This is a genomic window from Vibrio sp. B1ASS3 (assembly GCF_905175355.1).
Lineage (GTDB): Bacteria > Pseudomonadota > Gammaproteobacteria > Enterobacterales > Vibrionaceae > Vibrio > Vibrio owensii.
Map to the genome: position 1 here is coordinate 1896416 of NZ_HG992742.1, position 26743 is coordinate 1923158.

Annotated in this window: 21 protein-coding genes and 1 pseudogene; 7 read left to right on the top strand and 15 right to left on the bottom strand. The window is 47.1% G+C overall.

The window, feature by feature from the left end:
• Positions 1-8: 8 nt before the first annotated feature.
• From tssJ to tssI, 15 genes are all read right to left on the bottom strand, one after another.
• The gene (gene tssJ / locus KJB05_RS08920; protein ID WP_208445491.1) at positions 9-491 is read right to left on the bottom strand and encodes a type VI secretion system lipoprotein TssJ; all 483 of its coding nucleotides are present in this window, start codon (positions 489-491) and stop codon (positions 9-11) included.
• Positions 491-1429 (bottom strand): type VI secretion system-associated FHA domain protein, encoded by a 939-nt coding sequence (locus KJB05_RS08925; protein ID WP_208445492.1) that lies wholly within the window; start codon positions 1427-1429, stop codon positions 491-493. The genes tssJ and KJB05_RS08925 overlap by 1 nt, the downstream gene beginning before the upstream one ends.
• Before the next feature lie 3 nt (positions 1430-1432).
• Entirely contained in the window at positions 1433-2236 is an 804-nt protein-coding gene (locus KJB05_RS08930) for an ABC transporter substrate-binding protein (RefSeq protein WP_240538044.1), read from the bottom strand.
• A gap of 12 nt (positions 2237-2248) precedes the next feature.
• A complete protein-coding gene (gene tssH, locus KJB05_RS08935) occupies positions 2249-4855 on the bottom strand; it encodes a type VI secretion system ATPase TssH (protein ID WP_208445493.1) in 2607 nt (868 codons plus the stop codon).
• A 57-nt stretch (positions 4856-4912) separates the two neighbouring features.
• Positions 4913-5851: a type VI secretion system baseplate subunit TssG gene (locus tag KJB05_RS08940; RefSeq protein WP_208445494.1), complete on the bottom strand. Its 939-nt coding sequence runs from the start codon at positions 5849-5851 to the stop codon at positions 4913-4915.
• Between the two features lie 12 nt (positions 5852-5863).
• Positions 5864-7615, bottom strand: a complete 1752-nt coding sequence (gene tssF / locus KJB05_RS08945) for a type VI secretion system baseplate subunit TssF (protein ID WP_208445495.1) — start codon at positions 7613-7615, stop codon at positions 5864-5866.
• On the bottom strand, positions 7608-8030 hold the full coding sequence (gene tssE, locus KJB05_RS08950) for a type VI secretion system baseplate subunit TssE (protein ID WP_199458592.1): 423 nt from the start codon (positions 8028-8030) through the stop codon (positions 7608-7610). The genes tssF and tssE overlap by 8 nt, the downstream gene beginning before the upstream one ends.
• Positions 8030-9424: a type VI secretion system contractile sheath large subunit gene (locus tag KJB05_RS08955; protein WP_208445496.1), complete on the bottom strand. Its 1395-nt coding sequence runs from the start codon at positions 9422-9424 to the stop codon at positions 8030-8032. Before KJB05_RS08955 ends, tssE begins: the two co-directional genes overlap by 1 nt.
• 68 nt (positions 9425-9492) lie before the next feature.
• Positions 9493-10971 (bottom strand): type VI secretion system contractile sheath large subunit, encoded by a 1479-nt coding sequence (tssC, locus tag KJB05_RS08960; protein WP_041060079.1) that lies wholly within the window; start codon positions 10969-10971, stop codon positions 9493-9495.
• A complete protein-coding gene (tssB, locus tag KJB05_RS08965; protein ID WP_208445497.1) occupies positions 10971-11474 on the bottom strand; it encodes a type VI secretion system contractile sheath small subunit in 504 nt (167 codons plus the stop codon). Before tssB ends, tssC begins: the two co-directional genes overlap by 1 nt.
• Before the next feature lie 20 nt (positions 11475-11494).
• Positions 11495-12016: a type VI secretion system tube protein Hcp gene (locus tag KJB05_RS08970; RefSeq protein ID WP_005443647.1), complete on the bottom strand. Its 522-nt coding sequence runs from the start codon at positions 12014-12016 to the stop codon at positions 11495-11497.
• Between the two features lie 33 nt (positions 12017-12049).
• Positions 12050-13498 carry a type VI secretion system ImpA family N-terminal domain-containing protein gene (locus KJB05_RS08975; protein WP_208445498.1) on the bottom strand — a complete coding sequence of 483 codons (1449 nt, stop codon included), beginning with the start codon at positions 13496-13498 and terminating at the stop codon, positions 12050-12052.
• A gap of 201 nt (positions 13499-13699) precedes the next feature.
• Complete coding sequence (locus KJB05_RS08980; RefSeq protein WP_005426629.1) at positions 13700-14002, bottom strand: PAAR domain-containing protein; 303 nt, start codon at positions 14000-14002, stop codon at positions 13700-13702.
• A complete protein-coding gene (locus KJB05_RS08985; RefSeq protein WP_208445499.1) occupies positions 13999-14607 on the bottom strand; it encodes a hypothetical protein in 609 nt (202 codons plus the stop codon). Before KJB05_RS08985 ends, KJB05_RS08980 begins: the two co-directional genes overlap by 4 nt.
• Positions 14607-16589, bottom strand: a complete 1983-nt coding sequence (tssI, locus tag KJB05_RS08990; protein ID WP_208445500.1) for a type VI secretion system tip protein TssI/VgrG — start codon at positions 16587-16589, stop codon at positions 14607-14609. Before tssI ends, KJB05_RS08985 begins: the two co-directional genes overlap by 1 nt.
• A gap of 134 nt (positions 16590-16723) precedes the next feature.
• Between tssI and KJB05_RS28940 the strand changes: the two are divergent.
• The 7 genes and pseudogenes from KJB05_RS28940 (at position 16724) to KJB05_RS09025 (ending at position 26678) form a co-directional block, all read left to right on the top strand.
• Positions 16724-17615 (top strand): annotated as a pseudogene (locus KJB05_RS28940) (hypothetical protein).
• Positions 17616-17892: 277 nt separating this feature from the next.
• Entirely contained in the window at positions 17893-18612 is a 720-nt protein-coding gene (locus KJB05_RS09000; RefSeq protein ID WP_009696948.1) for a GntR family transcriptional regulator, read from the top strand.
• 12 nt (positions 18613-18624) lie between these two features.
• Positions 18625-19521 (top strand): methylisocitrate lyase, encoded by an 897-nt coding sequence (gene prpB / locus KJB05_RS09005; RefSeq protein ID WP_088880852.1) that lies wholly within the window; start codon positions 18625-18627, stop codon positions 19519-19521.
• Between the two features lie 119 nt (positions 19522-19640).
• The gene (prpC, locus tag KJB05_RS09010; protein WP_005443640.1) at positions 19641-20783 is read left to right on the top strand and encodes a 2-methylcitrate synthase; all 1143 of its coding nucleotides are present in this window, start codon (positions 19641-19643) and stop codon (positions 20781-20783) included.
• Between the two features lie 132 nt (positions 20784-20915).
• The gene (acnD, locus tag KJB05_RS09015; protein WP_208445501.1) at positions 20916-23525 is read left to right on the top strand and encodes a Fe/S-dependent 2-methylisocitrate dehydratase AcnD; all 2610 of its coding nucleotides are present in this window, start codon (positions 20916-20918) and stop codon (positions 23523-23525) included.
• A 23-nt stretch (positions 23526-23548) separates the two neighbouring features.
• The gene (gene prpF, locus KJB05_RS09020; RefSeq protein ID WP_208445502.1) at positions 23549-24736 is read left to right on the top strand and encodes a 2-methylaconitate cis-trans isomerase PrpF; all 1188 of its coding nucleotides are present in this window, start codon (positions 23549-23551) and stop codon (positions 24734-24736) included.
• 61 nt (positions 24737-24797) lie between these two features.
• Complete coding sequence (locus KJB05_RS09025) at positions 24798-26678, top strand: propionyl-CoA synthetase (RefSeq protein ID WP_208445503.1); 1881 nt, start codon at positions 24798-24800, stop codon at positions 26676-26678.
• Positions 26679-26743: the final 65 nt, after the last annotated feature.

The following is a 26743-nucleotide window of genomic DNA, read 5'->3' on the forward strand; positions in this document are numbered from 1 at the left end:
GAATCGAGTTAAAAAACATCCCACCAAGGCGAATCTGGTGTCACGGTTTGCAATGCTGCTTTGTTACCGCTGATCTTTAACTGGATATATTGTTCTTCTTCCTGAGGCGTGGTTGTCACTACCGTCGCCGTGCTTGCATCATATTCGGCAAATTCCACCAATACGCCGATGTATTGAGTGGTCTTGTTGATGTCTAAGGTTTGTTTGCTGGTGCTGTCTGGCATTACCACAGGCAGCACTTGTTTCGACACCAAGTTTGCGCCTAATAGGCTCACGTCATCGTTGTACAAATCAATAAACGGTAATTGCTTAAACTGTTGGGCATCGGTCAGTTGATACAAGCGCACCACCACAGGATTGGTACTGTTGTTAACGCTTGGGTTAATCGTTTTCTCGGCGCTTACCGCCAGTTGATATTGCGTCACAACCGGTGTTGGGTCGGATGAACACCCCACCAAAGCGAAAGCGAGTAAACTAAGCCAAATCTTCATCAGCTTTCCTCGCTTTGCTTTTGCATATTTTCCATAAACATCGCTTTAAATTGACGGCGAAAATCACCGTTGTCCTGTCGATGTTGGAAGTGTTTGCGGTAGATTTTCCAATACTTCTTGTCTTTGCTGCTGAACAGTCCACCAGACACAAATTCGCTAAATTGATTCTCTAGTTGGTTCGGCGCAAATTCGTTGAGGAACTGATCGAGCGTTTTGTCCAACGCATCAAACAAAGCATCATGTGCAAGCGGTGGGTTGCGAAGGTATTGTTGATTCTTCTCGGTAATCGTAATCAGCTTTTCGATGGAGGCTTCCAGCTCTGACGTTGGAAGGTGGTCTCCCGGAAGATACTCAATCTCCGTAGAACGCTCCATTGCTTGCTGCTGTTTCGACACTTCATCCACTTCAAAGTGACCCGCCAGTTCATCATCATCGATGTCTTCAAAAGGGTCGGAGGAGAAGGGGTCATCGCTCATTACATTTTGGTGAGAGTAATGGACTTCCGATTTCACGGGTTCGACGATATCTCCTTCATCGAGAAAATCGACATTGTCTTCCAGTTGCAGGTCGAACTTGGTCGCAAAGAGGTCATCAGGTTGCTCTTCGGCAGGCGCTTTGCTCGACGTGAGTGTTGATACCAACATCGAATAGCTTTCGATCTTTAAAATGTCGCCATCGTTGAGTGGGTAATCTTTATCTCTCACCATGGCTTTATCGTTGAGGCGAGCCGGGTTCTTGCCGGTACTCTTCACCAAATAACCTGTTTCAGTGAGACGAATTTGTCCGTGAATACGCGAGATGCGTTTTGATTGATCGGGCAATGCCACTTCACAAGAAGCAGAACGCCCAAACTGCCCACCAGACTCGGGCAGATAGATGACTCTTGAAGTCACCACCTCTTCAGAGGGTACAGAAATCAAATGTATGCTGATCGCCACTTGTTATCCCTCGCATTTAGCCAACGCTGTGTTGAAAGCGGTTAAGAAACCAGAATATTTGTCCAAAAAGCGGTTAGAGAAATACACGCCCATTGGCTTGGTTTCGAATACTTGAGAATAGAAGTAATCGCTTGGAAGAGAGGCTTGGCTGATTTCCGTGTGGAACACCCGTTCATCTTCCAGTGCGACGTCAATTTCTCTTTGTTTTAAAAGCCTTAGTAAAACCTTAGCATCTCGTGGCTGCTTAACGACGTTGTATCCATTACGTTTCAGCCAAAACCATGTACTTGAGCCAAATTCTGCCGAGAACTTAAGGTTCAACTTTGACAAATCATCAAGCTTAGGCTCTACACCGGGACCAAAATACCAACGCAGTTTTTGCTCGGTAATGGGAGCAGACAACGTTGCGTAGCTGTCGTGTTCTCTGGTTTTCGGCGAGACGAAAAATCCATGTTGTTGACCACTGTGCACGTGAAGCTGTGCGTCAGACCATTCCGTCATGGTCAGTTGGTAAGGTTGTCCCATTTCGCCCAGCGCGCATTTGACGCGGTTGAGCGCAAACCCATCCATGTTTTGATTCTGGTGAGTTTGGTACGGTGCCCATTTGTGAGTTGCAAGCAGCAATCGGTCGGGACCAATCCAAACTTGCGCCCATACTTCGAACGAGAAGAGGGCACCAAGCAAAATAAACAGCGATGAAACCAGCTTGGTTATTTTGCGGAAAAAGCTCACCCCACAGCTGACCGCCGCCTCTTGAACAAGAATCGAGGTGGTGACGAGATGGGGCGAATGTACGCTTCTAAACATCATGATTCGTTACTACTGAATATCCAGTTCAAAGCCCTGTGGCGTCGACGCAGCGGTGACCGTCACTTGGCTAATTGGTTGTTGTGTGCTCAGACGCGCGATGCATTCTTCTGCCAACTTCGGCATCAAAGAGCGGTTAATGATTTGCTCAACCGCGCGACCACCTGTCGTAGGGTCGGTGTTTTTGCTGACAACCAAATCCACGAAACCTGCATCCCACGTAAAGCTCGCTTGATACTGTTCTGCCAGTTTTTTGCGAATGCGGTTTAGCGCGATTTCGGTGATCTTCGCCAGCTCATCATCGTTGAGTGGGTAATAAGGCACGATGGTGGTACGCCCTAAGAATGCAGGTTTGAAGTAGCGTTGTAGATCGGGACGAATTGCTTCGAGCAGTTCATCGTTGCTGATGCGTTCGGCGTTTTCATCACACACATCGCAAATTGCTTGATCAGCGGCGTTAGAAGTCATGATGATTAAGGTGTTTTTGAAATCGACCGTGCGACCTTCGCTGTCTTTGATGTGTCCTTTATCGAAGATTTGATAGAAGAGGTCATGAACGCCCGGATGCGCTTTTTCCATCTCATCCAAAAGCAAGACAGAGTAGGGATTGCGGCGAATCGCCTCGGTTAACACGCCACCTTCACCAAAGCCAACATAGCCAGCAGGCGAGCCAAGTAACATGGAGATTTTGTGTTCTTCTTTAAACTCGGTCATGTTGATAACCGTGAGATCGTTGCTGCCTCCGTAAAGTTGCTCAGCCAGCGCCATGGCGGTTTCCGTTTTACCGACACCACTTGGACCACACATCAAGAACACACCGATTGGCTTGCGATTATCAGTTAAGCCAGCGCGCGAGATTCGAATCGCTTTTGCCAGCTCTTGCTTTGCTACGTTTTGACCGATAACGCGTTTATCCAGCTCTGATTCTAGTGACAATAGGCGAGCTATTTCATCACTCATCATGCTGCCGACAGGAATGCCTGTCCAACCGGAAATGACTTGAGCGATGGTCGCGTCATCCACCATCGCATTAACTAACGGTTCTTCGCCTTGAAGCTCACGTAATTGGTCGAGAAGGGCATTCAACTGGCTTTGCTGAGTTTCGTCCGGCGTTTCACTTTCTGTGATGCTTTGTTGAAGCGCTTTAATCTCATCAACCAATGTAATCTCTTGTTCCCAACGCGTTTGGTAGTCCGCTAATTGAGATTGATTGGTGGTGATTTCTTGCTTCAATTCGGCAATCTCTTCTGCGCCTGTGCCGAACAAATCAAACTCTTTCTCCAAAGCAGACTGCTCGTTTTGTTGATAACGAATGGTTTGCTCCAACGCTTCAATCACTTCTGGTTTTGCACCTTGAGTTAATGCAATACGCGCACTAGCGGTATCGAGCAGGCTGATCGCTTTATCTGGCAATTGGCGAGAAGGTAAGTAGCGAATGGATAGGTTGACCGCGGCATCGATCGCGGATTCAGTGATAAACGCGCCGTGGTGCTTTTGCAATGAAGTTGCAATGCCACGCAGCATTTGTTTGGCATCTTCTGCGTTTGGTTCTTCTACCGTGACGACTTGGAAACGGCGAGTCAGAGCTGGATCTTTCTCAAAGTACTTTTTGTATTCTGCCCATGTTGTTGCGGCAATGGTTTTGAACTCACCACGCGCAAGAGCCGGTTTCAATAAGTTGGCAGCATCATTTTGTCCTGCTGCACCGCCAGCGCCGATCAGCGTATGTGCTTCATCAATAAATACAATGATTGGCACATCACTGTTTTTCACCTCATTGATGACATCTTTAAGGCGGTTTTCAAATTCGCCTTTTACGCTGGCACCTGCTTGTAACAAACCTAAATCAAGTGAATGGAGTTGAACGCCTTGCAACGCACTTGGCACTTCATCTGCTGCGATTCTCAGCGCTAAGCCTTCAACGACAGCGGTTTTACCCACGCCCGGCTCACCAACGAAAATAGGGTTGTTCTGGCGTTTACGACAAAGAATGTCGATAGCTTTTCTCACTTCAGAATTACGCCCAGAAATCGGGTCGATATTGCCTTCAATCGCTTGTTGAGTCAGGTTGATGGTGTACTTGCTTAATGCGTCGTTCGCGCTTGCTGTATTTGTGGCTGAACTTGCTTCACCTGTGCTTTGTTGTGTTGCTCGCTTAACCGGCGTTTTGTTGATTAAACCTTGCAGGGACTCGGTCGACACGTTCTGTAGTGATTCGAGATTGTTGGTCGATACGCCCATGACGTTCTGCTGCAACAGCGCTTGAACGAGATGCAAGCTGATGATTTCGCCATGACCATAGTTAACGGAGGCAATCATCCAAGCGTCTTTTAGAAGTTCAGTCAGTGCGTGGCTGAGCGTTGGTTGGCTGTCTTGCACTTTTGGTAAGCGTTCGATGCGATTTGATAGTTCACTGGCAAGTTGATCTTGGTTGATCTTCTGACTCTCAATCAGAGTTTTTAAGTGCGTGTCTTGCTGATTCAATAGCGTGAGCAGCCAATGTTCCGGCTCAATGGCAGCAACGCCTTGATTCATAGCTGCACCCGCAGAGGCTTCCAATGCGCGTTTTAATTCTGGCGATAACTTGGCGACTAAATTTGTCAGCGTTACTTGTGTCATAACCTTATCCTTGTCTTTTGCGCGATAACCTTCTTTGTCGTCGCGGTGTCTACCTAGCTATTTCAGAAGAATCCGAATCCGCTCTGTAGGTTTACGTTCTGGGGCGAGGCAATCCACTTCACCCAATTTCGCGGCTTGATCTGGTTGAGCAGACAGCCTTGGTTTTTCGAGATACGCACGCTTAACGTTGAGATAAATAGAAATCGGCGTGGCGTCTCGTAAATAATGTTGAATGAGCTGGCGCATGTGGCTCGCCAACTGAGTATCTCTATGAATTTGATGCAGCTCTTTGCGGTTGGCAGGCTGGATGCTCACTACAAGATGTTGGTTGTAAGTCATGCACGTTTTGCCGATGAGGAAGCCTTGTCCGATTCCGCTGTTATAGTCATCTCTCAGTCCTAAACGGGTAAGAGAACTCGCGGGTAACTGACGACGTTCATGGCTCTTAGTCGACACATCGATTTGGTAAGGGAAGTAGTCGTTAAGGATCTGCTCTAACGTTTCTAAATTACGATGCCCTTGAGCGAACAGCAGTGAATACTGGAACAGCGCACCGTGTTCGCGTTTCAGGTTCGCCAGTTGTTTGAGTAAATCGGTTTTTTCTTTTGCCAGCTCTTTCTGCACCAAAAGGTGAGGAGCGAGTTCTAGCTGCGCGGCAAGTTCAAAATGGCGTTGATTGAATACGTCTAAAAAGTCTTTCAGTGCGTGATCGTCGTTATGCAGTGCAAACAACAATTCTTCATAGATATAGTTTGGGATAACCCCTTGTGCGCCAGATAGTGCTTGCTGAGCAATGCGAACCTTGGCGCTGTGGTCACTGAACGAGAAGTATTGAATATCGTCGGCATCACCATGAGGCATGGCTTCCGCTTTAAGCTCTAACTTCAGCTTGTGCCCAGACTGTTTTGCCATTTGCATCAGCAATCGCATTGCTTGAGCAAAGTCATACTCATGTGGGTTCGCCTTTAAATCGTTAATCAGTGACATCGACATCATCTATCTTCCACGCTACATCGAGCGCTGGCTCCCGTGGATTTTTGGATAACGCCTCGCAATGCCATCTTTGCCATAAAGACGAATTGTGAGCTGAATGTAGCGATCAAAACTACAGAACTGTTGGAAGAAGCGATTCAACACATCGGTGAAAGTCAGATAGTTGCCAGACGTATCGAGAGTGATTTCAATCTCTGTGCCCGGAGAGAAGACGTTCTTGCCTAGAATACGCATCGATGAAACTTGCGAGCGCACTTTAACTGACTGAATCATCTGAATTTCATCGCTTACTAACTGATTGCGACTACACAATTGCAGCATTTGCTTAAGCTGCTGAGTAGGATCTTCAGAGTGCAAAAGTGACGAGAAATTACTGTTCAGAAGCCCAATAAATTGCCAGTGCATATTAGCGTCAGATTCACGTTCTATCGGAGCTGAAGGTGGGTAGAGCGAATGAAAATCGCCGGGTAAATCGATCGGCTCTAAACATGTCATCTCACCACTGATGGTGCATGCTTGTTTGCCATTGGTACAAAGAAGGCGAGTACCGTAGAGTTTGTTGAATTCGAGCTCTTGGTTGGCGTTTAGGCTGATCGCCAATCGCAGCTCACCAGTGGAGTCTTTGCGGCTTTGCCAGTAATCACAATGTGGGTCGCTTTGGTAACTGTCTTTAAACAATGGCGTCAGCAGTTTTTGACCGCTCGATGTAATCTCAAACACATCCAAAATGTCGACCACTTGAATCTCATTATCGGTATGTGTATCGGCATTAACGGGAATGGTGAGGCTGCGTTGGTCATAGCTGGTTGGTTCGCCCGTTTGCTCGAAGAGGTTCACCGCAGGCACGACATTGAGCTTAAACACTTGGTTATCGAAAAGACGGATAAACTCCATCGGCAAAGAGTGCATGAACAGGTTTAATACCACAGTGGAGCAATCATGTTGCTGACAGGCTTCACCAAAGCCTTTAAGACGGAAGAACTGACGTTTCTCTTTGAAGAAGAAAAATTCGTTCATCAAATGGTAGCCAGAAAATTGATTGCCTTTTTGTGGCAGAAATTGAAACTGTTTATCGCTGATTCGGCTCTTGAGCTGATTGGCAGCCAAGACCGCGTGATTCTCGCCATTTATGTCGGAAATCGATATTGCACGCGCTTCACTAAGCAGCAGTTCAACTAAGGAATCCGCATTGTTCTCGAAACCTTGAACGAAGAAGTCGAGATCTTCTAACGCGAATTGACTGAAGTGCACATCATCATCGCCAGTAGACAGAGTGAGTTGAATAACGGCGGTAGTTTGTTCACTACCTTTTGGGCGATTGAAGTCAAAAGGCGCGCTGCTTGCCTTGGTGTCAATCAGTGTAAATGGTGTCGTTTTGAGTTCATCCGTTGTGGTGAACAAACATGTTTTGCCTTGTGACTCGGAAGAAAAGCGTGTGCCTTTTGGAAGCGTCGTGCTGTCTGTGGAAGGCGCGTCTGTGCTCATTTCTAGATACGCCACACTTGGTACCGTTTGAATGTAACTTGGGTAGAGTACGCCAAGTAGTCCTTCGACAACTTCAGGGATTTGCTCAGATAGACGTTTTTCGACGTTGGCATTCAGTAATGCCACGCCATCCAATAAGCGAGCCAAACTTGGATCTTCGATTTGTCCCTGATGGATATTGAGACGTTGTGCGTGTTCTGGATGTTCAGAGCCAAATTGACCGAGAGCACGGCGAACAAAAGTCAGTTCTTGCTCGTAATAACGCAGTAGAGGATCACTCATACAAATCCTCCTTCATATCGGTGGTCATGTCGCTTAATGAAATCTTGGAATCAAAAATCAGCTCTTTTTCGCCCTGTGCCGTTTTGGCTTTGGCGACAATATTGAACGCGATGGTGTTTTCTCCCGCTTTACGCTCAACCAGTTCAACCATGACTTGGCTAAGGCGTGGCTCGAAATGTCGAATGTAGTTTTCTAGTTTGAGGGCTAATTGCTGGTGGTCGAGACTAGCACTCAACAGATGCACATCCTCGATGCCAAAACGATAGTTAGAGCGCTGCACTTCGGTTAACCGATCATCAATGCTCATCAGTGACGCTTCTGAATCAAACAGGTGAGTCAGGTGATACTTGATGTCCTCGATATCATCTCGACGAGTCGTAGGGGCAGTTTGCACAAAGGTACGCCAAAAACTCATTACGCCACCTCATCCAATTCTGTTGTCAGCACCACTTCGCCACTGAAATGGTCGTATTGATACTGCGGGACGATACGCAATGTACAGACGAAATTGCCCGGATGATGGTCAGAGTCGCACACGCTGATCTTTGCAAAACTCAATGGGTATTTTGATAGGGTTTCTTCATTGGCGTACGCAACGTTACTAGAGAATTTTTCAACCCATTGGGAGAGGAATAACTCACACTCAGCAGCTGTTTTGAAGCTACCGATCATTTCGCGTACTTGTACTTTGAGATAATGTGCAATACGGCAAGACATCAACGAGGTTTGGATTTGAGTGAGGACTTTCTCGTTATCAGACTCACTGTTGTGCCAAATCGAATTGTTACCATTGAAGTAAAACTTATCGCTCAAAGGACTCTTAGTAAGAGGGATAAAACCGCTGCGACTGTAGAAGGTCGACAGTTGCCCAAACAAGGTCACTTTGGTTTGTGGTTGAATCAGAAAATGGCTATCGCTTTGGCTTTGATTGACCACGGCACCTTGGTTGTTGTCGTTCCAACGAGATTTCAAGAAGCCAAACCAACTCACCCGTTGATGCTCTCGCATAATGGTGGATACAAACGCAAAGCCCGCATTGCCCCAAAGCCCGTTTTGCTTCTCGTTGTAGATGAATCCCACTTTGGCGTTTAGATAACGTGTACGCATGCACATTTCTGGCATCACTAAACCGACAAAACGCGCAGAGGACTTACTGCGTAAAGACTGCCACGATTGGTAATCAGGGCTGGCAAGGATCTTCTCGATTCGGTTGATATCAGACAGCCAGTCTGCGCCGGATTCGACAAAGAAATCGCGATTAGGAGCAAATAGCATTGGGCATAACGTCGCTTCACCCAAGCGGCTCAATAGTTCTACGGTGAATAAATCATCGTAGTCAGATTCGAAATCCATATCTGCCGCTACTGGCTGCGTGAACAGCAAGCAACCGAATGGATGTCCGCCTAAGGTGTTTAACTCTTGGTTGCCGATCTTGTTGTACAGCTCAGACGTTTTGGTGCTGTAGGCTTGATTGACGTCGGAAGACACTTCTTCCCAACTCATATTGAGTAGCTTGAGTTGAGTACGTTGGTAATTAACGGGCAGGGTGGCTAAGCCTTGAAGCCCAAGCCAATTGGTTTGCAGTGCCTCAAATTCTGGATGATGCAATAACTCATCCATCTGTTTCGAGAGCTTATTGTCAATCTCTGCAATCAAGCGCGAAACATGTGTGATAAGCGCATCGGGATTGTCTAGCGCGGAGCGAGACACTTGAGACAGTAAAGAGAGCGCCTCTTGTAAAAAGTCGCTGTCTTTATCGTCTAGCTGTGTAAATTGGGTCTGCCAACCTGAGTGATAAATCTTACTCATACTATCCTTGTGACCTAAATCGAATTGGCTTGGTCGAAGCATCCTACTTCGACCAAGCTCTATCATGCTTAACCTGGGATCTTCGCTACCATACGAACCGACGTAGTCAGCTCTTCAAGTTGTAGCCAAGGTCTTAGGTGAGCAACGGCTGAATACGCGCCCGGTTTACCCGGTTGTTCAACCACTTCAATGCGAGACTCCGCCAATGGTGTTTTCGCTCGTTGATCATTACCAATTGCACCTGCGTTGGTGTATTGATCGATCCACAGTTGAAGTTCACGTTGAATGTCTGGCGCTTCTAGGTTTGAACCTAGCTTGTCGCGACCCATGACTTTCAAGTAGTGAGCGATGCGACCACTTGCCATGATGTAAGGAAGACGCGCTGAAATCGCTGCGTTTGCTGTTGCATCTGGATCTGTGTACGTCTTCGGTTGCTGTGTTGTTTGACCACCGATGAACACGCCGTAGTTTGAGTTCTTGTAGTGAACCAGTGGCAGGAAGCCTAGGTCACTTAACTCTTTCTCGCGTTCGTCGGTTAGGTTCACTTCTGTTGGACATTGTTGAACCAAGTCGCCAGCTTCGGTCTTGTACGTTAGGTTTGGTAGGTTTTCCACTTTACCACCGTTATCCAGACCGCGAATCGCTGTACACCAACCGTACGCAGTGAACGCTTGCGTCATTTTCAGACCTAACTCGTAAGCGGCATTTGACCAAACCAACTCATTGTTGCTAGATGGATTCGGATTGCCATCTTGGTCAGTGTTTAACTCTTCGTAGCTAAACAGTTTGGTGCCAAGACCTTTCTCACCGTAAGGAAGGCGAGCGAGTGTGCGAGGTAGTGTTAGAGTTACGTAGCGCGCGTCGTCACTCTCACGGAACGAGTTCCATGCAGCATAAGCCGGAGAATCAAAACCAGCCGCGACAGGTTTGCCTTCTTCGAAGGTAGTGAAGTCATTGAACTCAAACATTTCAGCGTTTGCTGCGGCAACGAACGGAGCGTGACACGCAGCGGCTACTTCACCCATGTAGCGTAGTAGGGCGACGTCTTCATCTTTTGCGCTGAACTCGTAGTCGCCGATGAAGGTGCCGTATGGTTCACCACCTGCTGTGCCGTATTCGCCTTGGTATACCGCGTTAAACAATGGGCTACGGTCGATGGCTGGGGCATCTTCAAACTGATCAAGCAGTTCGTCTTTGGTGTAGTCGACCATTTTGATTTTCAGTGAGCGTCCTAGGTCGCTCTCTTTAACCAGTTTTTGCAGACCACGCCATGAACCTTCTAGCTTTTGGAAGTCATTTTCTTGCATGACTTTCGATAGCTGTTTAGAAAGCTTTTTGTCGATCTCTACAATGGCGTTTTCAATCGTTTTGGTGACGTTCTTGTCCCATGTTACCGTGCCGCTTAGCGCTTGCTCTGCCAACACTGAGAACAGTTCTTTTGTTGTGTCCGCTGGCGTTTGTGTGGTCGCTTCGATTGCACGATCCAGAAAGCTCAACGAAGCTTCAGCCGCTTCTGCTTGTGGTTGGTTTTCAACTTCCGTCGTCATTATTCTGCTCCTTCTTTCTGGATGCCTAGCTCATCGGAAAGGGCGTTGATAGTGTCTGCGCTTTGCAGAACTTCCTTGAGTAGCTTCTCTAGATCACGAGAACGGTCCGCTTTTGAAAGCAGTACTTTGAGTTGGTTACGAGTCTCAACAAGCTTCTTGAGCGGTTCAACTTGTTCAACGATGGCTTCAGGCTCGAAATCTTTCATTGATGAGAATTTCAGACTCGCTTCGATTTGGCTGTCGTCATCAACCAAAACGTTGTCCACTTTGAGTGATAACTCAGGGCCAACACGCTTCATAACAGTATCGAAGTTGTCTTTGTCGACGTCATAGAAGGTGCGATCTTCCACGTCTTCTTTGTCTTGCTTGTGACCCGAATAATCACCGACGACTCCCACCACAAAAGGGAGTTCTTTGGTTTCTACTGCGCCATTCGTCTCGACATCGTAAGTAATACTTACACGGTTTTTGCTAACTCGCTTGTGTTGGGAGTTCAGTGCCATAATGGTATCTCCTTATTCCATTAAGAAGCTGTCGAAGTAACTTTCGCTGTCGTCGCGTCAAAGCCCACTTCAGGACCTTTCTCGATTTTGCCGCCTTCGCCTTCGATGTAGTACGCTTTCGAAATCTCGGTGTATGTCAGGCTGAATGATTCATTTGGCAGGTGACCATCCGACGCGCCCATGTTGTAGCTCGACATGCGTGCTGCGCTTAGTGTCAGGATTAGGTATGGATCTGCACCAGAACCTTCACGGTTTGGTTTGGTCATTACGATCTCGATGGTTTTACCTTCACCACCTGGCGCGTATAGGAACGTTGTTAGGTAAGGCGTTGCACCATCACAGCCACGAGTGATGTTCACTTCACCTAGCGCGACCATGCCTTGGTCTGCGTTGTTTGCGTTACCGACGTCGATGCCAACGCCACGAACGGCACTCCAGTTCACTGTATCAATAGCAAAAAATCCATCCTTGCCACCGATCTTATCTACCGTTGCAGCACCTTTTGGTGTAGTGCCATCAATTCTCATGTAAATAGAAGCCATTTGGTTCTCCTTTGCTTATTAGCATTTTTTGCTTCACCACTCGAAATCGGTAATACCGCTCGACGATTGAGTAGTTTTTACTTCTGGTTGGTTGGTTGTATTAGGAGTGTCGCTTTGCTCTGACGTTGTAGGTTCAATTGACGTTGCACTTTGAGACTCCTCATTAGAGGTGTTTTGAACCTCAGGCGCAGAAACGGTTGGAATCGACTCTGGCACTGATTGTGGTTCAGGAATTGTCTTCAGAATGGTTTGTTCTAAGTTGTCCATTCCGGTGAGTTGATTGATATGACTCAGAACTTGGCTGTTGCCGCCAGTCATTTCTTGGAGTAGTTCTGGCAAGCTTAGATAACCCCATCGAATCGCGCGCTCTAACAAGAACGGAACAGGGCTGTGTGGCTCGGTTTGTTTGAAGTAATCGGCGAGCTTTCTAAGTTCATGAAAAGCGTGGTCGCGATTTTGGATCTGACCAGCGATATTCATCGTAGTGGGTGCAGCTGGCTGGTGTGTTTCATTTGCAGGAATCGAATCTAGCAACGGTGTCGTCGTAATTTGCTCTGCTTCTGGCTCTGATGAGGTTGGTGCTACTTCTGCATTTTCAGTTGCCTGATAGGTTGTTTCAGGAGAGTTTGATACGACGGGGGGAGCCTGGGCTTCTTCGGCAATCAATCTAAATTGATCATCTAGCGGCCATTTAGAAAACTTGTCTTCAGTGAGATAACGGATCGCGTTAATCAGCTCCGCAATGTTTTCTTTGATGAATTTGAAACTTACAGGAGTTGCATTAACGGGTTGGCACTGTTGAGCGATGGCTTGTTCTATAGCATCAAGATTTTGATAAGTTTGCGCCAAATCCATTAAGGTGTCTTGCGTGTCAGCGTTGAATAGGTTTTGCGCTTTAGTTTTGATTTCGCCAAGCGAACCGTTGCGCTCTGCACGTAGGTAATCGCCAAAGGTGACATCGTCAATCAAGCCAATCAACTGCAAAGGCATATACAGGGCAGTGGTATCGTGAGTTTCGCCGACAAGCTGTAGCAGAGGTTTCATCCGGAACTCAGCTCGCTCTCTAGCGATGCCAGATTCTTCTGCGCTTTTTAGTTTGTCTTCAGGAAGGAACGGATTGAGCGAGTCCCAAAACTGCTCCACGGTGCTTAGAAGCACTTGCGTTGCGTCGGCAAGATTTCGATAAGGAGCGTCGGTGAACAACTGACTGGTGATATACCAACCTAGCAGCTCTAGGTCTTTGCTTGACTGGGTGAGGGCGTGGTATGTCGCAGTACGCAACTGTGCCCAGTTGTCATCGTTGCTTTCAAGCAGTGCTTGATCGCTAGATGCATCAGGCGTTTCAACCAATTGGCGAAACGATGATTGCGCGGCATTGTAACTGTTTCTAAGTGCTCGATAGGCACTTCTATCAAGCTTCAGATAGACACCACTTGGCGAGCCATCTGTGATCGGAGCCAAAAGACTATCAATATTAACCATATTCAATCCATGAATTATTGTTTTATTAAGTCAGAGATAAATCCATTACTCTGGTTTCATAGTTTGTAAACTTGAGTCTAGTGAGAATTTTCTGAAATAGCTGAGAAAAATTAACTATTTAATAAAAAGTAAGAGGTTGATCCAAAAAATTGGTCGGAGGAATACATCTATCAATATAATGTCCTGATTTATAAAGGGGTTTTATCCCCCTATAAGTACAGTGGGCATTCCTGCAACGATACTTCCGCCGTGAGACGTAGTGTCTCCCATTCGGGCTGCAGGCTTATTGCTTAATAGCACGGTCGTGCTTCCCATCGCGATAGAATCCGGGGTTCCAACGCAAACACAGACATCACTCACTGTGGCAGCAGGTAAGCTGCCGATCAGTACGGTTGGAGCTCCAGGACCGGTGACCGGACCACCCACATGAGGAATTGGAGGGGTTGCTGGTGTCTGCATTGGGCATACATGCATGTCAGTGATACGAGCAGCAGGTAACGTCATCGTACCTCTCCTTGTACTGCAGTTTGTGATTGGTTATCTGCAGTGCCTTGACCGCCTGCAGCGATATCAAGCGCCATTGCGATTGCGGCTTGATAGTAAGGTTTAGTTTTGTCCCATTCAGGAAGGGCAGCTGCGTGATTGATCGCTCCCGCAGTCGCTTTGGCGTACAGAAATGGATCAGGCATAACGGGTGGAATATCTGGTGCAACGATGCTGCCAGAACCATTCCAAAATACCGCTTGAGCAAGCCAAGATGGCCCACAATTCAGTTCCAATCGATGAGAGAGATGTTCGGCTTTGCGGCGCAATTCTTCGGAGGGTGACCGCACCCACGCCATGCAAGTTTCGACACTCTGCTTTTGAAGTGGTGACCATTCCTCATTGCGTTGATTTAAACACAGTGCTCCCCACCAGATGGCTTCACGGACGGGTAGAGCGTGAGTCAAAAACTGAACGAGATCGTTGTAGAGCTCTTTGTCTGTGAGTGATTGAATTGCATCGCTGATGCTGGTTTCTTCGTCGAGCAGTGCCTTTGCTTCGTCACTGGCTTTGAATCTCGGTAATATTTGCCCAGCCGTTTGGTATGGAATCTTCTTATATTTCATTAGTTAACCTTTACAATTGCGCCTTTCACTTCACCCATTACACCGCCATCAAATGTCGCTTTGAGACCCGATTTAAACTCCGCACTCAAAGAGCCTTCAGCAGAAAGCGTGGTGTCCGCTTTGATGGAAATACTCAGGCCAGAAATGCTGTTTGAACTGGTTGCTTCAAGTGCCGTCGTGGTGCCTGAAACCTTGTTGGCTGAAGTGGCTTTGCTGGTGACGTTGGTACCTTCCAAATTCAGTGCGCTGCTCGCTTTGATGTCGATATTGGTTGCTTCAATAGCAATGGATGATGAGGACAGGGTTATTTTGCTTGAGCCAACTTTGAGCTCGATAGAATCGTCAGCTTCAATTGAAATCGATTTAGCTTTTTCGCTTAATGCTTTAGTTACGCTCAGCGAGTAGTTGTCTTCTGTCGATACTGATACCGCTTTGGTGACTGTTTGGCTCAATTCACCCTTGATGGTTTCGGTTTGGTTGTTTTCAACTTCTTGCGTCAGGTCTTTGGCTGCATGAAGGTAAAGCAGTTCATTGTCTTTTTTATCATCGAAGTAGAGCTCATTGCTTTCACCAGAAAGCTGGGTTTTGATGCCAGACTTTGTTGTATTGGCTTCTGCGTATGGCGGGGCATTTTTGCTGTTGTAGACGCTGCCCGTGATGATTGGTCTATCTGGATCGCCATCGATGAAAGAGACCAGCACTTCTTGCCCGACTCGTGGCACAAATTGAGCACCGTAACCACTTCCCGCAAGCATTTGTGCGACACGAACATAACAACTGGTTTTGTCGCCGCTTGCGTCTGTATCCCATTGGAACTGAATACGCACGCGACCTTGTTCGTCCTGATTAATATCACCTGCGGTTGAGCCGGCAACGACTGCGCTCTGTAAACCCTGAACCACTTGTTTTGAGCGAGGTCGCGGGTAGTGAGGAGTATCTTTTGGAATCACTTTCAGTCTGGTGCTGCTCTGTGCATTTTCAGTGTATTCCACTTCCATACTGATGACCGAAAAGTCACCAAGTTGATCTTTATCTAAATGGCTTGAAAGCGAGAAGTAAGTACCGAGCTCGAAGAGATCATGTTTGGCGCTGGCAATGACACTTTGGTAATCCTGCTCAACATACTCGATTCGACGCTTGGCAAGATTACTAGAGAGATCCGTCATGTCCCCGCTGATACCCAAAGTCGGGTAACGCGTGTTGGCAAGTTTAGTGTTGTTGGCAATGGTATTGCTGGAGGTTTTACTGCCGCTGGTGATGAGTTTCGTCTGCGAATAATCGTAGCTTGATAGCTCGACACTCGCGCCATGAAAAGCAACGGTAGGGCACCAATCTTCAAGCAAAGGAAGTGAGCCTGTCGGCGTTTCCTTCATGTCAAATTTTGCAGTGCTGGCTTTATCAAATGGAGTTTGAGCATCTTGCAAAATCATAGTGTGTGAACCACTCGCATGCTCAAAATAATAATGAACGCCTTCTTCAGCGAGCAGGCGAGAAACGAAGTCAAAATCCGATTCGTTATATTGCAAACAATATTCACGCTTGGTCGAAGGCATGCTGGATATTTTATAGTTACCTTTGAAACCTGCGTTATCGAAAATATCACTGACAATTTCTTGTGTGGATTGATTTTGATAAACCCGGAAAGAATGTGTGTGTTTTAATAACCAAAACCACGGTTTAAGCGTTATTTCGTATTGGTGATTCTGCAAATTAGAATCCATTCCTAAATGTTGGATCAATGTCACAACTCCATTGTAGGAACGATTGAGTGTATTGCTGCCAGATTCGTTGAAATAACGGTTTATGGTAAGGAACTGACCTAGTTGATCTTGCATGTCAAAGCCACTGGATACCAGCATTGCTTTGATTTCAAAAGGCTCTGACAAGGTTTGCTTTATTGTTGCATTACTTATGATATGTTCTTGATTACTTGAGTCTTTTGCAGACATCAAACTAGCCGAACTGCTGTATTTATCAGCCATTGCATATCCTTATGCTTGAACTTTTCAATAATAAAAATTTGAAATATAAATACTATTATTAATCAAATTACTCAAAAAATAGCAGTATTAGATCTTATTCGCTATTCGATTTATTAAAAGAAAAGGAGTTCTTTATGGCGAGTCAAAATGCAAAAAAGATGGCGAAAGAATTTTTGCAAAATGTAGAAAAGGACAGTAAGTCATATCACAAAAGTTGGGCGAGAAAATTCGGTAACAAATACCAATCTGCCAAGAACTGGGTAAAACGTGACAAGAAAATGGTCGCGATGGATATTGCGCAAAAAGGGGTAAGGACTGGTATCGGGATGATTCCATTTCCCGGCTCGAAAGAGGGGGCAGCCCTTTTGGAAGTCGCAGGTGGGGCAGCGTTAAAAGCCGCTTCTCGCAAAGCGTGGGAAGAAGGCTCAAAGAAAGGCGTTAAATCTCTTCTTAACAAAAAAAATTGAATCTGCTCGCAAGCAACTTAAAACTAACTCGGTAGGAAAAGTCGATCACGAGTTCTTGGCGCTTTCGGCGCGTAAGCGTGATGAACACATTCATGCGATTCGTAAGCTAGTGAAGTACGAGGTGAAGTTGTTACCAAAGCGTTCTGATGAGCTCAGTTTGCGTTTATTCAAGCTTAAAGAGGCGATCAATGAATCCCGTGTGAAACTCAACAAAACCACCATGTCTTCCACATCGGCTATCGATAACATGCAAGCTTGGACGGAGTTCTTTTCTGCCATCAAAGAGGTGGAGCACTACCAAGCGAAATTGCGTGAAAGCCTGATTCAAGTGCAAGAGATCACTAAAGATGTGGAGTGGTTTTTAGCGGCTTCTGAGGCGACTACCGACCAGATGAATGCACAAAACTTACCGCAACTGGAAGAAGCGTTTGACCAGATCCGCCGTAGTTACGGCAACATCAACTCGCTGAAACAACTGCAAGACATGATGTTAGAGCGAAACCTGGTTGAATCCGGTTTGTTGGATGAAAAAGACTTAACCTACAAGCTAGTCAACTAGGCAAATCCGACCGTTCGTTAGCAAATTAAACCCAAGTAGGGAGCTGTTGTGCTCCTTTATTCTTTTTACTTGCTGAATTTATTGGGTTTTTATTGTCGACAATTTCAGCTTACTCTTATCGAACTGAATGTTTTTCCACCCATAAATCACTCAATAACACTATACCTTAGTCTAAATTGTCGACAATTTGCTTGATTGTCGACAATCTGATCGTCTATTTTATATTCAAGTTAACAAATTGTTGACACTTTGGTTTCTAAATACGAGTGCCTTGAATATGAATACAGAATTGAAAACTCGTCATAAAGTGATTGTCTCTGAGAAGGAGCACACTAAATCTGAATCGCTGACCGAATCGTTAGTGGAAGCGATTGTGAGTGGTGAAATTGAACCGGGCAGTAAAATCTCAGAGCCTGAGTTAGCCAAGAAATATCAAGTGAGTAGAGGTCCTCTACGTGAGGCCATGATGCGTCTTGAAGGGCTTGGGTTGATTGAGCGCATTCCGCATGTTGGTGCTCGTGTTATTACTTTCTCGCCAGAAAAGCTCATCGAATTGTATTCCGTCCGTGAAGCGTTAGAAGGCATGGCTGCAAGGCTCGCGGCTCGCTATATCACTCAAGAAGAGTTACTGAGTTTGGAAATGCTATTGTCGACACATTCCAAACATATTGATGAAGTCGAAGGATCGTCTTACTTCCACCAGCATGGTGACTTCGACTTCCATTATCGAATCATTCAAGCGAGCAGAAACAGCAAGCTTATCTCTTTGCTTTGCGACGAGCTGTATCACTTGTTGCGCATGTATCGTTACCAATCACCACGTGCGCAATCTCGCCCTAATGAAGCACTCAACGAGCACAAATTCATTCTGCAAGCGATTCGCAACCGTGATGAAGAGTTGGCAGAAATGCTGATGAGAAGGCACATCTCAGGCAGCCGAAAACTTATCGAATTACAGATTTTACATTCTGAAAGTAAAGATAGAGAACAAGACTAGAAGGAAATTGTCATGAGCTTATCTCCGGGGGCGAAGTTCAGACTCGCCATTGAGCAAAATAACCCACTGCAGATCGTCGGTACCATTAACCCATACTGCGCCATGATGGCGAAAAACTTGGGTCACCAAGCTATCTATTTGTCGGGTGGCGGCATCGCCAATGCATCTTACGGTTTGCCAGATCTTGGCATTACAACATTGAACGATGTTTTGGTCGATGTAGACCGTATCACCAACGCGTGTGATTTGCCGTTATTGGTTGATATCGATACGGGCTTTGGTGGTGCTTTTAACATTGCACGCACTATCAAAGCGATGGAAAAAGCGGGTGCGGCGGCAGTGCACATGGAAGACCAAGTGGCGCAGAAGCGTTGTGGTCATCGCCCAAACAAAGCGATTGTTAGCCAACAAGAAATGGTCGATCGAGTGAAAGCGGCCGTGGATGCGCGTAATGACGAGAGCTTTGTCATTATGGCTCGTACTGATGCGTTAGCGGTTGAAGGCATGGACAGTGCGATTGAACGTGCGATTGCATGTGTTGAAGCGGGCGCAGACATGATCTTCCCAGAAGCCATGAACCAGCTAGACCAATACCAGCAGTTCTCAACAGCGCTTCAAGACGCAACAGGGAAGCACGTGCCGATTCTTGCCAACATTACTGAATTTGGACAAACACCTCTGTACGGCTGTGAAGAGTTAGCTCAATCCAAAGTGGACATGGTTTTGTACCCACTGAGTGCATTCCGTGCGATGAACAAAGCGGCTGAGATGGTTTACAAACACTTGCTTGAAGTTGGCAACCAAGAAGCGTTGCTTGATTCAATGCAGACACGAAAAGAGCTGTATGAGCACCTTAATTACCACGACTACGAGAATAAGTTAGACAAGCTGTTCTCGGAGGGTAAATAAGGTCAACAAAGAAACAAACGGAAGCCCAAGAAAAGAATCTCTAATCCAATAACGTGAAAATTGTCTGATTCAAAAGAGCCCATTAAGAGAGCCAAATCAGACAGAAAAGGAGTTCAACAATGCCTCATTCTGTAGAAAAGAAAGCTGAGATAGGTGGCGCAGGTCTACGCGGTCAAAGCGCGGGAAGCACAGCTTTATGCACTGTCGGTAAAACGGGGACGGGTCTAACGTATCGTGGTTACGATATTACGGACTTGGCAAATCATGCTCAATTTGAAGAAGTGGCGCATTTGCTGTTACGTGGTCACTTGCCTAATCAACAAGAGCTAGACGCCTACAAGACACATCTATTGAGCTTGCGTGGCTTACCAGCGGAGCTTAAGCAAGCGTTAGAGCTGATCCCTTCTGATGCTCACCCGATGGACGTTATGCGCACAGGTTGCTCTATGCTGGGTAACTTAGAGCAAGAAATGGACTTTGAGCAACAGCTCCATGCTACTGAGCGAATGCTGGCGCTTTTCCCTGCCATCATTTGTTACTGGTATCGCTTCAGCCACGATGGTGTGCGAATCAAAACGCACGATAACAGCGAAGACTGCATTGGCGGCTACTTCCTAAAACTTCTTACTGATAAAGCACCAAGCGAAACGCACAAAAAGGTGATGCACTGTTCTTTGATTCTTTATGCAGAGCATGAGTTTAATGCCTCAACATTTGCGGCGCGCGTGTGTGCTTCTACGCTTTCTGATCTTCATTCTTGTATTACGGCTGCTATCGGTACGTTGCGTGGTCCACTTCATGGCGGTGCAAACGAAGCAGCGATGGAGATGATTCAAGATTGGCAAACGCCAGATGAAGCAGAAGCCAATATTCTGCAAATGCTAGAGAACAAAGACAAAATCATGGGCTTTGGTCATGCGATTTATCGTGAAAGTGACCCTCGCAATGCACTGATCAAGCGTTGGTCAGAAGCGTTATCGAAAGAGGTGGGTGACACGCATCTTTACGCGGTTTCTGAGCGTGTGGAATCCGTCATGAAGCGTGAGAAAGGTCTGTTCTGTAATGCCGACTTCTTCCATGCTTCGGCTTACCACTTCATGGACATTCCGACCAAATTGTTTACACCAATCTTTGTGATGAGTCGACTGACAGGTTGGGCGGCGCACGTGTATGAACAACGTGCGAACAACCGAATCATTCGCCCAAGCGCGGATTATACCGGACCGGATCATCAAGACTGGGTGCCAATCGAACAACGCTAGCGCGTGACGCCTCTTTGTGAGTTTTGTCTTGATGGTATTCACAGAGGGCGTCTCTTTCACCGCGAATCCATTTCAAAAACAGTATCGCGGTGCGTTCAGGCACAAGATGTACACTAAAGCGGAAGCAAGCCCATGAGCATCACCACAAACATAAATACTCAATATCGTAAGCCGCTCCCGGGAACTCAACTCGATTATTTTGATACCCGAGAAGCGGTCAACGATATTTCTCCTGGAGCCTATGAAAAGCTCCCTTACACCTCACGCGTTTTAGCAGAGCAGTTGGTTCGTCGCTGTGACCCAAATACGCTCACTGATAGCTTAAAACAGTTGATTGAACGCAAGCGTGACCTTGATTTTCCTTGGTATCCCGCGCGTGTGGTTTGTCATGACATCCTTGGACAAACCGCATTAGTCGATCTCGCTGGTCTACGTGATGCGATTGCCGAACAAGGCGGTGACCCAGCGAAAGTAAATCCTGTGGTTGAAACGCAATTGATTGTCGACCATTCACTTGCGGTTGAACATGCAGGCTTTGATCCAGAGGCGTTTGAGAAAAACCGCGCGATAGAAGAGCGCAGAAACGAAGACCGATTCCATTTTATTGAATGGTGTAAAACGGCGTTTGAGAACGTCAGTGTTATTCCTGCGGGTAACGGCATCATGCACCAAATCAACTTGGAGAAGATGTCTCCGGTTGTGCAAGCCAAGCAAGGCATTGCTTATCCCGATACCTGTGTCGGTACGGACAGTCACACTTCTCACGTTGATTCACTTGGCGTTATTGCGATTGGTGTCGGCGGCTTAGAGGCGGAGACGGTTATGCTTGGTCGCCCGTCGATGATGCGTCTTCCGGACATTGTCGGTGTGAAGCTGACTGGTAAGCGTCAACCGGGTATTACCGCCACCGATATCGTACTAGCGATTACCGAGTTTTTGCGAAATGAACGCGTGGTTTCATCCTATCTCGAATTCTTTGGCGAAGGGGCGCGAGACCTAACCATTGGCGACCGCGCAACCATCTCAAACATGACGCCAGAATACGGCGCAACCGCCGGGATGTTCTACATTGATGAGCAGACCATTAATTACCTCAAACTGACAGGGCGCGATGATCAACAGGTCGACTTGGTAGAGAGGTACGCCAAGCAAACCGGTCTGTGGGCGGATGATTTAGATACTGCCGTTTACGAACGCGTGCTTGAGTTCGATTTGTCCCAAGTCGGGCGCAATTTGGCAGGTCCATCTAATCCTCATCGTCGTTTGCCAACCTTAGAGCTTGCTGAGCGCGGTGTATCTGGCGAGTGGCAAGAGAAGGAAGGCGAACTTCCAGATGGCGCTGTGATCATCGCGGCGATTACTTCTTGTACCAATACCAGTAATCCAAGAAACGTTGTGGCAGCAGGTCTGGTCGCTAAGAAAGCGAATGAGCTTGGATTGATGCGTAAACCTTGGGTGAAGTCTTCATTTGCACCGGGTTCTAAAGTGGCTCGACTATACCTTGAAGAATCTGGCTTACTCCCTGAACTAGAGAAACTTGGTTTTGGTATCGTCGCTTATGCGTGTACAACCTGTAACGGTATGAGTGGTGCACTTGACCCGAAAATTCAACAAGAAATCATCGATCGAGATCTGTATTCAACGGCGGTACTTTCTGGGAACCGCAACTTTGATGGTCGAATTCATCCTTACGCAAAACAAGCATTTTTAGCATCGCCACCTTTGGTCGTTGCTTATGCGTTAGCTGGGACGATTCGCTTTGATATCGAACGTGATTCTTTGGGTACAGACAAAGACGGCAAGCCGGTTTATCTCAACGACTTGTGGCCAACGGATGAAGAAATTGATGCTGTGGTGGGTGAGTACGTTAAGCCAGAGCAGTTTAATCAAGTCTACATTCAAATGTTTAAACTGAATGATGAGGCTCGTAACCCGAATCCGCTCTACGATTGGCGTCCGATGAGTACGTATATCCGAAGACCTCCCTACTGGCAAAAAGAGGGGGAGGGAGCACTGACTGGTGAGCGAACTCTGTCTTCAATGCGTACTCTCGCCGTTTTAGGCGACAACATTACAACCGACCATTTGTCGCCATCAAACGCAATTTTGGCAAGTAGCGCCGCAGGTGAGTACCTCGCGAAGATGGGCGTGCCAGAAGAAGACTTTAACTCATACGCGACTCACCGAGGTGATCACTTAACCGCGCAGCGAGCCACTTTCGCTAACCCGAAGTTGTTCAATGAAATGGTCAAGGAAAATGGCGAAGTTGTGCAAGGATCGTTGGCGAGAGTCGAACCTGAAGGCAAAGTAACACGCATGTGGGAGGCGATTGAGACTTACATGAATCGCAAGCAGCCGCTTATCGTGGTCGCAGGTGCGGATTATGGTCAAGGCTCTTCGCGAGATTGGGCGGCGAAAGGCGTTCGCTTGGCAGGTGTAGAAGCCATTGTTGCTGAAGGGTTTGAGCGTATTCACCGTACCAATTTAGTTGGCATGGGTGTACTTCCTCTGCAATTTAAAGATGGCGTGAACCGAAAGACACTCGAATTAGATGGCACTGAGCTTTATGACGTTATCGGCGATATCACTCCTGGTGCTGATTTGGCGTTGGTGATTACTCGTGCGAATGGCGACAAGGTTGATGTGCCGGTGACTTGTCGACTCGATACCGAAGATGAAGTTCACGTATACAAAGCGGGTGGTGTGTTACAGCGCTTTGCTCAAGATTTCCTCTCGCAATAGATAGCGCAATAACGGAGCAAGATATGGATAGCAAGATGCAAAGCCAAATCAAAGTCCCGGCGACTTACATGCGCGGCGGTACGAGCAAAGGTGTGTTCTTCAACCTTGAAGATTTGCCACAGCCAGCTCAAGTCGCAGGCGAGGCAAGAGACAAACTGCTACTTCGTGTGATTGGTAGCCCTGACCCGTATGCCAAACAAATTGATGGCATGGGCGGCGCGACTTCCAGCACCAGTAAAACTGTGATTGTGTCGCGCAGTGAGCGAGCCGACCACGACGTTGATTACCTGTTCGGACAAGTATCGATAGATAAGCCGTTTGTCGATTGGAGTGGTAACTGTGGCAACCTTTCTGCCGCAGTCGGGCCTTTCGCAATTCATGCAGGGTTGATCGATGAAGATCGTATTCCCGAAAACGGCATCGTTACCGTTCGTGTATGGCAGGTAAATATTGGAAAAACCATTTTGATTCATGTACCAATCGTAAATGGTTTCGTTCAAGAAACAGGGGAGTTTGAGCTTGATGGAGTGACGTTCCCCGCTGCTGAAATCCAAGTTGATTTCGTCGACCCTGCTGATGGCGAAGGCAGCATGTTTCCAACCGGCAATCTAGTCGACGATTTGGTCGTGCCAGATGTTGGGACGTTCAATGCCACCTTCATCAACGCTGGTATACCTACAATCTTCGTAGACGCAGAAGCACTTGGCTACCAAGGCACTGAGCTTCAAGATGACATCAATAACGATGAATCAGCCCTTGCGAGGTTTGAGTCCATTCGTGCTCATGGCGCTTTAAAAATGGGGCTTATTGATTCGCTCGAAGAGGCTCAAACACGCCAACACACGCCAAAGATTGCGTTTGTTTCCCAGCCTAAACCCTATTTATCGTCGAGTGGTAAAGCCGTAGAGGCAGGTGAGGTCGATATTCTCGTCCGAGCTTTATCTATGGGCAAACTTCACCACGCGATGATGGGAACCGCAGCGGTCGCCATTGCCTCGGCTGCATGCGTCCCGGGTACTCTAGTCAACTTGGCCGCTGGTGGCGGAGAGAAAGGGTCTGTGACGTTTGGGCATCCATCAGGAACGCTTAAGGTGGGGGCAAAAGCCAAACAAACAGAACAAGGTTGGGTGGTTGAGAAAGCCATCATGAGCCGCAGCGCGAGAATACTGATGGAGGGCTTTGTGCGTGTTCCCTCCAATGTCTTTGAATAGCACAATTGCATGGTAGTGATACTTAAGAAAAGCAATGTCAGGACATACTGGAGGAAGCAATATGTCTGCATATCAAAAAGAATACCTTTGGGCACAAAATGAACCGGAAAACTTTTGGCGTGCTCAAGCTGAAAACATCGATTGGTTTGAAGCGCCAAATACCATCTTACAAGCTGACGAACATGGGATTGAACGTTGGTTTCCTGATGGCGTATTGAACACGTCATGGCTCGCGCTCGATTATCATTGTGAGCAAGGGAGAGGCGATAAAACCGCACTGATTTATGATTCGCCAGTGACGGGTCAAAAACAAACTTACAGCTATCAAGCTCTGCGTGACCAAGTGGCGAAAATCGCGGGCATGCTTTCTAATCAAGGCGTAACCAAAGGCGATCGTGTGGTCATCTACATGCCGATGATCCCAGAAGCAGCAATGGCGATGTTAGCGTGTGCTCGATTAGGCGCGATTCATTCGGTGGTTTTTGGCGGTTTTGCCCCGAATGAGCTCGCCGTTCGAATTGAAGATGCAGAACCCAAAGTCATCATGACGGCGTCTTGTGGCATCGAAATCAATAAGGTGATTCCATACAAACCCATGGTCGATAAAGCCATTATGGACAGTCGTTGGAAGCCAGAGAAAGTCTTTGTTCTTCAGCGCCCACAGTGCGAAGCCGAACTCAATTTTGAGCGTGATTTAGATTGGCAGCAAGAATACGCGCAAGCTTTGCCTCATGCATGTGTCCCTGTGCTTGCGACAGATCCTCTTTATATTTTGTATACCTCTGGCACAACAGGTAAACCAAAAGGCGTGGTGCGTGATAATGGTGGTCATGCCGTAGCGATGAAATATTCGATGACGTCGATTTATAACATCCCTCAAGATGGTGTGTTCTGGGCTGCATCGGATGTAGGGTGGGTCGTTGGTCACTCTTACATTGTGTACGCGCCGCTGATTCATGGCTGTACAACTATTCTATTCGAAGGCAAACCGGTGAGAACACCGGACCCGGGTGCATTCTGGCGTGTTTGTGACGAATACAAAGTGGATGTGCTTTTCTCCGCGCCAACCGCTTTCCGTGCAATTAAGAAAGAAGACCCAGAAGGCGAGTTCATTAAGCAATACGACTTGTCCAATCTCGACTCTATCTTTATGGCGGGCGAACGCCTTGACCCACCAACGCTAGAATGGGTCGAAAGCAAAGCAGATAAGCCGGTCATTGACCACTGGTGGCAAACGGAGACCGGATGGGCGATCGCGGGCAATCCGACCGGTATCGAGATGATGCCGGTAAAAGCAGGCTCCGCTACCAAGCCGATTCCTGGCTATCAGGTCGAGATTCTGAACGAAATGGGCATGCCAGTGGGCGCAAATCAGCAAGGTTTTGTGGCTCTGAAGCGCCCATTACCACCAAGCTGCCTACCGACTGTCTGGCGCAACCATGACCGCTTTGAAACTGGTTATCTAAGTCAATTTCCGGGTTACTACGTATCGGGAGATGGCGGTTACCTAGATGAAGATGGTTACCTGTTTATCATGGGTCGTATTGACGACGTAATTAACGTTGCAGGTCACCGCCTGTCTACTGGCGAGATGGAAGAAATCGTTGGTGGCCACCCAGCGATTGCGGAATGCGCGGTGGTTGGTATCCACGATGAGTTAAAAGGTCAACTACCACTTGGCTTCGTGGTTCTTAAAGATGGTGTGAAGATTGATGATCTAACGCTAGAAGGTGAGTTGGTGGGCAAAGTACGCAACGAAATTGGCGCTGTGGCTTGCTTTAAACATGCACTGGTTGTTGATCGTTTGCCAAAGACTCGCTCAGGTAAAATTTTGCGAAGAACCATTCGTCAAATAGCCGATGGCGAGCAATACGTGGTGCCATCAACCATTGATGACCCATCCAGTCTAGGCGAAATCGAAAGAGTGCTTAAACGCGGCTAGTTAAGTAAGATCTTAATTAAGTGTGCCCCCTTAGGTTACCTAGGAGCAAGCACAAACACCGAAGC

Excerpts from the sequence above, each read along its gene's own strand:
- acnD (WP_208445501.1), top strand. The coding sequence starts at position 20,916 with ATGAGCATCACCACAAACATAAATACTCAATATCGTAAGCCGCTCCCG.
- KJB05_RS08980 (WP_005426629.1), bottom strand. The coding sequence starts at position 14,002 with ATGACGTTACCTGCTGCTCGTATCACTGACATGCATGTATGCCCAATG.
- tssB (WP_208445497.1), bottom strand. The coding sequence starts at position 11,474 with ATGGCACTGAACTCCCAACACAAGCGAGTTAGCAAAAACCGTGTAAGT.
- tssJ (WP_208445491.1), bottom strand. The coding sequence starts at position 491 with ATGAAGATTTGGCTTAGTTTACTCGCTTTCGCTTTGGTGGGGTGTTCA.
- KJB05_RS08975 (WP_208445498.1), bottom strand. The coding sequence starts at position 13,498 with ATGGTTAATATTGATAGTCTTTTGGCTCCGATCACAGATGGCTCGCCA.
- KJB05_RS08970 (WP_005443647.1), bottom strand. The coding sequence starts at position 12,016 with ATGGCTTCTATTTACATGAGAATTGATGGCACTACACCAAAAGGTGCT.
- tssI (WP_208445500.1), bottom strand. The coding sequence starts at position 16,589 with ATGGCTGATAAATACAGCAGTTCGGCTAGTTTGATGTCTGCAAAAGAC.
- prpC (WP_005443640.1), top strand. The coding sequence starts at position 19,641 with ATGCCTCATTCTGTAGAAAAGAAAGCTGAGATAGGTGGCGCAGGTCTA.
- tssE (WP_199458592.1), bottom strand. The coding sequence starts at position 8,030 with ATGAGTTTTTGGCGTACCTTTGTGCAAACTGCCCCTACGACTCGTCGA.
- tssH (WP_208445493.1), bottom strand. The coding sequence starts at position 4,855 with ATGACACAAGTAACGCTGACAAATTTAGTCGCCAAGTTATCGCCAGAA.
- tssC (WP_041060079.1), bottom strand. The coding sequence starts at position 10,971 with ATGACGACGGAAGTTGAAAACCAACCACAAGCAGAAGCGGCTGAAGCT.
- prpF (WP_208445502.1), top strand. The coding sequence starts at position 23,549 with ATGGATAGCAAGATGCAAAGCCAAATCAAAGTCCCGGCGACTTACATG.
- prpB (WP_088880852.1), top strand. The coding sequence starts at position 18,625 with ATGAGCTTATCTCCGGGGGCGAAGTTCAGACTCGCCATTGAGCAAAAT.
- KJB05_RS08930 (WP_240538044.1), bottom strand. The coding sequence starts at position 2,236 with ATGTTTAGAAGCGTACATTCGCCCCATCTCGTCACCACCTCGATTCTT.
- KJB05_RS08985 (WP_208445499.1), bottom strand. The coding sequence starts at position 14,607 with ATGAAATATAAGAAGATTCCATACCAAACGGCTGGGCAAATATTACCG.
- KJB05_RS09000 (WP_009696948.1), top strand. The coding sequence starts at position 17,893 with ATGAATACAGAATTGAAAACTCGTCATAAAGTGATTGTCTCTGAGAAG.
- tssF (WP_208445495.1), bottom strand. The coding sequence starts at position 7,615 with ATGAGTGATCCTCTACTGCGTTATTACGAGCAAGAACTGACTTTTGTT.
- KJB05_RS08940 (WP_208445494.1), bottom strand. The coding sequence starts at position 5,851 with ATGATGTCGATGTCACTGATTAACGATTTAAAGGCGAACCCACATGAG.
- KJB05_RS08955 (WP_208445496.1), bottom strand. The coding sequence starts at position 9,424 with ATGAGTAAGATTTATCACTCAGGTTGGCAGACCCAATTTACACAGCTA.
- KJB05_RS09025 (WP_208445503.1), top strand. The coding sequence starts at position 24,798 with ATGTCTGCATATCAAAAAGAATACCTTTGGGCACAAAATGAACCGGAA.